The 6,132-nt window shown below is 70.4% G+C and carries 6 protein-coding genes and 1 pseudogene; 6 read left to right on the top strand and 1 reads right to left on the bottom strand.

All coding sequences use genetic code 11. The annotated features are described in order from the left end of the window. Positions 1-190: pseudogene (locus ACSMHG_RS17835) on the bottom strand (SAM-dependent methyltransferase); the annotation flags it as partial. Between the two features lie 44 nt (positions 191-234). Here ACSMHG_RS17835 and dop point away from each other — a divergent pair. The 6 genes from dop (at position 235) to ACSMHG_RS17805 (ending at position 6,130) form a co-directional block, all read left to right on the top strand. Continuing rightward, entirely contained in the window at positions 235-1,743 is a 1,509-nt protein-coding gene (gene dop, locus ACSMHG_RS17830; RefSeq protein ID WP_435747607.1) for a depupylase/deamidase Dop, read from the top strand. A gap of 17 nt (positions 1,744-1,760) precedes the next feature. Continuing rightward, a complete protein-coding gene (locus tag ACSMHG_RS17825; RefSeq protein ID WP_435747605.1) occupies positions 1,761-1,958 on the top strand; it encodes a ubiquitin-like protein Pup in 198 nt (65 codons plus the stop codon). Between the two features lie 3 nt (positions 1,959-1,961). Further along, positions 1,962-2,828, top strand: coding sequence for a proteasome subunit beta (gene prcB, locus ACSMHG_RS17820; RefSeq protein ID WP_435747603.1), 867 nt, complete (start codon positions 1,962-1,964; stop codon positions 2,826-2,828). A gap of 76 nt (positions 2,829-2,904) precedes the next feature. Further along, the gene (prcA, locus tag ACSMHG_RS17815) at positions 2,905-3,663 is read left to right on the top strand and encodes a proteasome subunit alpha (RefSeq protein ID WP_435747601.1); all 759 of its coding nucleotides are present in this window, start codon (positions 2,905-2,907) and stop codon (positions 3,661-3,663) included. A 60-nt stretch (positions 3,664-3,723) separates the two neighbouring features. Further along, positions 3,724-5,085, top strand: coding sequence for a Pup--protein ligase (gene pafA / locus ACSMHG_RS17810; RefSeq protein ID WP_435747599.1), 1,362 nt, complete (start codon positions 3,724-3,726; stop codon positions 5,083-5,085). Between the two features lie 103 nt (positions 5,086-5,188). Then, a complete protein-coding gene (locus ACSMHG_RS17805) occupies positions 5,189-6,130 on the top strand; it encodes an FKBP-type peptidyl-prolyl cis-trans isomerase (RefSeq protein ID WP_435747597.1) in 942 nt (313 codons plus the stop codon). The last annotated feature ends 2 nt before the right edge of the window (positions 6,131-6,132 follow it).

Below are 6,132 nucleotides of genomic sequence, written 5' to 3'. Positions count from 1 at the left end.
AGGGCTCGACGACGTGCAGCGCGGTCACCCTGGCCGGCAGCAGGGCCAGGTTGCGACCACTGCCCGCGCCCAGCTCCAGCACCCGCCCGGCGAGGCCCTGGCAGGCCCCCCGGCGCAGCGCGGTCACCGCCGGGGCCGCGAGCGAACGGTCGGTCAACCGGGGCACGACACGCTCGGACCACCAACCCATGCCGCCACCCTAGGCCTCCGCGCCCGGCCCGTAGGCTCCATGCCATGAGCGTCCGTCGCGTGATGGGCACCGAGGTCGAGTACGGCATCTCGGTGACCGGCCAGCCCTCGGCCAACCCGATGGTGGCCTCCTCCCAGGTGGTCAACGCCTACGCCTCCGCGACGGCCAAGGCCCGCCGCGCCCGGTGGGACTTCGAGGAGGAGTCGCCCCTGCGGGACGCGCGCGGCTTCGACATGTCGCGCCAGGTGGCCGACGCGAGCCAGCTCACCGACGAGGAGCTCGGCCTCGCGAACGTGATCCTCACCAACGGCGCCCGGCTCTACGTGGACCACGCGCACCCGGAGTACTCCACCCCGGAGGTGACCTCGCCCCTCGACGTCGTGCGCTGGGACAAGGCGGGGGAGCAGGTGATGCTCGACGCGCAGCGGCGCGCGGCCCTGCTTCCCGGTGGCGCCCCGATCGCGATGTACAAGAACAACACCGACGGCAAGGGCGCGTCGTACGGCACGCACGAGAACTACCTGATGCGCCGCTCCACGCCGTTCGCCGACATCGTCAAGCACCTGACGCCGTTCTTCGTGAGCCGGCAGGTCGTCGCCGGGTCGGGCCGGGTCGGCATCGGCCAGGACGGCCGCGAGCAGGGCTACCAGATCAGCCAGCGCGCCGACTTCTTCGAGGTCGAGGTGGGGTTGGAGACGACGCTGAAGCGGCCGATCATCAACACCCGCGACGAGCCGCACGCCGACCCGGAGAAGTACCGCCGGCTGCACGTCATCATCGGGGACGCCAACCTGGCCGAGGTCTCGACGTACCTCAAGGTCGGCACCACCGCGCTGGTGCTGTCGATGATCGAGGACCGGTTCCTCACCACCGACCTCGGCGTCGAGAACCCGGTCGCGGCCCTCCGGTCGGTCTCGCATGACCCGACGCTGCGCCACACGGTCACGCTCCGCGACGGGCGCACGATCACCGCCGTCCAGCTGCAGCTGGAGTACCTGGAGCTCGCCCGCAGGTACGTCGACGACCGCTTCGGCGCCGACGCGGACCCGCAGACCCGCGACGTCCTCGCTCGGTGGGAGTCGGTGCTCGACCGACTCGAGCGGGACCCGATGCTCTGCGCCGCCGAGCTCGACTGGGTGGCGAAGCTGAAGCTCCTGGAGTCCTACCGCCAGCGCGACGGCCTCGACTGGACGGACGCCAAGCTCCACCTGATCGACCTGCAGTACTCCGACATCCGCCCGGAGAAGGGGCTCTACCACCGGCTCGTCGCCGGTGGCCGGATCGAGCGCCTCCTCGACGACGCGTCCGTCGACTCTGCGATGCACGACCCGCCGGAGGACACCCGCGCCTACTTCCGCGGCCGGTGCCTGGAGAAGTACGCCGAGCACGTCGCCGCGGCGTCGTGGGACTCGGTGATCTTCGACCTGCCGGGGCGCGAGTCCCTGCAGCGCGTGCCGACCATCGACCCGCTCCGGGGCAGCAAGGCGTCGGTCGGCGAGCTGCTCGACCGATGTGAGACGGCCGAGCAGCTCTTCACCGCACTCACCCGCTGAGTGGATAAGGTCGAGCCATGGCACAGGAGCAGAAGCAGCCCAAGAGGTCGTCGGAGACCGAGGAGGTCGTCGAGACGGCCCCCGAGACCGACGTCGCGGAGCGCAAGGAAGCCCTGGACAGCGACGTCGACGACATCCTCGACGAGATCGACGACGTGCTCGAGACCAACGCCGAGGACTTCGTGAAGTCGTTCATCCAGAAGGGCGGGGAGTAGGTCTTGACCGATCCTCGCCTGCCCGCTGCCTACCTGCAGCCGGGCGTCTCGTCGTTCGCCGACTTCCTCGCCGACCAGGCGCCCGACCTGCTCCCGGCACGCCGGACGGTCCCGCAGGGCAACGCCGGCGACCTGGCCCCGCACGGCACCACGATCGTGGCCGCCACCTTCCCCGGCGGCGTCGTGATGGCCGGTGACCGCCGCGCGACCATGGGCAACATCATCGCCCAGCGCGACATCGAGAAGGTCTTCCCGACCGACGAGTTCTCCGCCGTCGGCATCGCGGGCACCGCGGGCCTCGCCGTCGAGATGGTGCGCCTGTTCCAGACCGAGCTCGAGCACTACGAGAAGATCGAGGGCACGGTCCTGTCGATGGACGGCAAGGCCAACCGGCTGGCCGCCCTCATCCGGGGCAACCTCGGCATGGCCATGCAGGGCCTCGCCGTGGTGCCGCTCTTCGCGGGCTACGACCTCCGCGCCGACCAGGGCCGGATCTTCAGCTACGACGTCACGGGCGGCCGCTACGAGGAGACCGCCTTCCACTCGGTCGGCTCCGGCTCGCTCTTCGCCCGTGGGGCGCTGAAGAAGCTCTACCGCGAGGACCTGAGCGCCGAGGACTGCGTCACCGTCGTCATCCAGGCGCTCTACGACGCCGCGGACGACGACTCCGCCACGGGCGGCCCCGACCTCACCCGCCGGATCTTCCCGGTCGTGCAGGTGATCACCGCCGACGGCGGCCGACGGCTCGAGGACTCCGAGGTCGCCGAGGTCGCCGACCGGGTGATCGGAGGGCGGATGGTCCGGCCCGACGGGCCGGCCGCGCCGCTCACCACACCCGCCGACGACACGACCGGAGGTGGTTCGCGATGAGCGAGCGGAGCGAGCGAATCATCCAAGACAGCGCATCACGAGCCTCGTGCGCGCACGGAGCGAAGCGAGTACACGCATGAGCATGCCGTTCTACGTCTCGCCCGAGCAGCTGATGAAGGACCGGGCCGACTTCGCGCGCAAGGGCATCGCCCGGGGCCGCTCGGTCGTCGCGGTGCAGTACGCCGACGGCATCCTCTTCGTCTCCGAGAACCCGTCGCAGGCACTGCACAAGGTCTCCGAGATCTACGACCGCATCGCCTTCGCCGCGGTCGGCCGCTACAACGAGTTCGAGAACCTCAGGATCGCCGGCGTCCGGCTGGCCGACATGCGCGGCTACGCCTACGACCGGCGCGACGTCACCGGCCGGGCGCTGGCCAACGCCTACGCCCAGACCCTCGGCACGATCTTCTCCAGCGGTGGTGAGAAGCCCTACGAGGTGGAGATCTTCGTCGCCGAGATCTGTGACGACCCCGCCGACGACCAGATCTTCCGCCTCACCTACGACGGGCAGGTGGCCGACGAGCACGGGTACGCCGTCATGGGCGGCGCGGCCGACGTCGTCGCCGGCTACCTGCGGGAGCACTACCGCTCGGGCGCGACGCTCGAAGAGGCGCTCAAGACCGCGGTCGCCGCGCTGGGTCACACCGACACCGAGGACCGGGTGATCCCGGTCGGGGACCTCGAGGTCGCCGTCCTCGACCGCACTCGCAGCCAGCCGCGCAAGTTCCGGCGCCTGGTCCCGGCCCGGCTCGAGGGCCTGCTCGGTGGGCGCGGCGAGACCTCGCCCTCGCAGATGCACCCCGACGCCGACCCCCCGGTCGCGCCCCCGTCCTGACGTCCCGGTCACGGTCGGGAGTGGCCCCCCGTACGACCACGGGGGCCGTAGGGTTCAGCCATGGACCGCCGGATCTTCGGGATCGAGAACGAGTACGGCGTCACCTGCACGTTCAAGGGCCAGCGCCGGCTCTCGCCCGACGAGGTCGCCCGGTACCTGTTCCGCAAGGTCGTCAGCTGGGGCCGGTCGAGCAACGTCTTCCTGCGCAACGGCGCCCGCCTCTACCTCGACGTCGGCAGCCACCCGGAGTACGCGACGCCCGAGTGTGACGACGTGGTCGAGCTCGTCACCCACGACAAGGCGGGGGAGCGGGTCCTCGAGGGGCTCCTCCTCGACGCCGAGCAGCGGCTGCACGACGAGGGCATCGCCGGCGAGATCTACCTGTTCAAGAACAACACCGACTCGGCCGGCAACTCCTACGGTTGCCACGAGAACTACCTCGTCGGGCGCGGCGGCGAGTTCTCGCGGCTGGCCGACGTGCTGATCCCGTTCCTGGTGACCCGGCAGATCGTCGTGGGCGCAGGCAAGGTCACCACGACCCCGCGCGGCGCCGGCTACAGCGTCAGCCAGCGGGCCGAGCACATCTGGGAGGGCGTCTCGAGCGCCACCACGCGGAGCCGTCCGATCATCAACACGCGGGACGAGCCGCACGCCGACGCGGAGAAGTACCGCCGGCTGCACGTCATCGTCGGCGACTCGAACATGAGCGAGACCACCACGTTGCTCAAGGTGGCCAGCTGCGACCTCGTGCTGCGGATGATCGAGGAGGGCGTGGTGATGCGCGACCTCACCATGGAGAACCCGATCCGAGCGATCCGCGAGATCTCCCACGACGTCAGCGGTCGGCGCAAGGTCCGGCTGGCGAACGGACGGGAGGCCAGTGCGCTCGAGATCCAGGGGGAGTACCTCGCGAAGGCCCGTGACTTCGTCGACCGCCGCGGCATCAGCACGCCGGTCATCGAGCAGGCGCTGGACCTGTGGGAGCGGGGCCTGAAGGCGATCGAGTCCGACGACCTCGGCCTCGTGGACCGCGAGATCGACTGGGTCATCAAGTGGAAGCTGATCGACGCCTACCGCGCCAAGCACGGCCTGCCGCTCGGCCACCCGAGGATCGCGCAGCTCGACCTCGCCTACCACGACATCCACCGCGGCCGAGGCCTGTACTACCTCCTCGAGAAGCGCGGCAAGGTCGCCCGGGTGACCACGGACCTGAAGATCTTCGAGGCCAAGTCGGTGCCGCCGCAGACCACCCGGGCGCGCCTGCGCGGCGAGTTCATCCGCAAGGCCCAGGAGCGCCGGCGTGACTTCACCGTCGACTGGGTCCACCTCAAGCTCAACGACCAGGCCCAGCGCACGGTGCTGTGCAAGGACCCGTTCCGCGCCTACGACGAGCGGGTGCAGCGCCTCATCGACGGCATGTGAGAGCCGGCTGAGGAGCCGGCCCGCACCACCCAGGGGTCTCTCAGCCTCCGCTTGTAGGGTGATCGGCGCTCGTCCCGGTCCCTCTCACCACGAAGGTGTTCCCGTGCTCCGACGTCTCCGTCGCCCTGCCCTCGTCCTGGCGCCCGCCCTGCTCGCCGTCTCCCTCACCGCGTGCGGTGAGGACGAAGGGCCCGGGACGGCCTCGGGCGACGAGCTCGAGCGCCTGGAGGCCGTCGAGGTCACCGGCGAGGTCGGCGAGGCGATCGACGTCGAGTGGGAGGGCCGGATGACCGCCACCGAGGTCGAGACCGAGACCCTGGTCGAGGGTGACGGCGAGGAGGTCGCGACGGGCGACAAGATCCTCGCCCACATCTGGATCGGCAACGGCTACACCGAGTCGGAGGCTTACAGCACCTACGAGAACGGCCAGCCGGAGACCATCACGGTCAGCGACGACCTGTCACCGGTCTTCGCCGACGCCTTCGAGGGCCAGACGCTCGGCTCCCGCGTCGCGGTCACCGCCTCCGCCGATGAGGCGTTCGGCGAGGCCGGCAACCCGCAGCTCAACATCGCGAACAAGGACTCGGTGCTCGTGGTCATGGACCTCGTCGAGGAGTACGAGGAGCCGAAGCCGAAGGACGTCCCGCCCGGCCGGCTGCCCAACCTCCGGGTCGGCCCCGACGGTCCGGTCGGCTTCGACTTCTCCGGCGTCCCCAAGCCGGAGGCAGACGGAGAGCTCCTGCGCCACGTCCTCCGGGAGGGCAAGGGCAAGGGGGTCACGCAGACGAGCACCATCAAGGCCAACTACCTCGGCATGGTCCACGGCGCGAAGAAGCCCTTCGACGAGAGCTACTCCGGCCAGCCGGCCGAGTTCTCCCTGACGCAGGTCGTGCCGGGCTGGACCTACGGTCTCTCGGGGCTCAAGGTCGGCAGCCGGGTCCTGCTCTCGATCCCGCCGGACCTCGGCTACGGTGACCAGGCGCAAGGGGACATCCCGGCCGGCAGCACGCTGTACTTCGTCGTCGACATCATCTCGGCGAAGTAGCC

Origin of the sequence: Nocardioides ureilyticus, from assembly GCF_051280745.1 — a bacterium.
GTDB lineage: Bacteria > Actinomycetota > Actinomycetes > Propionibacteriales > Nocardioidaceae > Nocardioides.
This window is presented reverse-complemented; position numbering and strand designations above follow the sequence as displayed.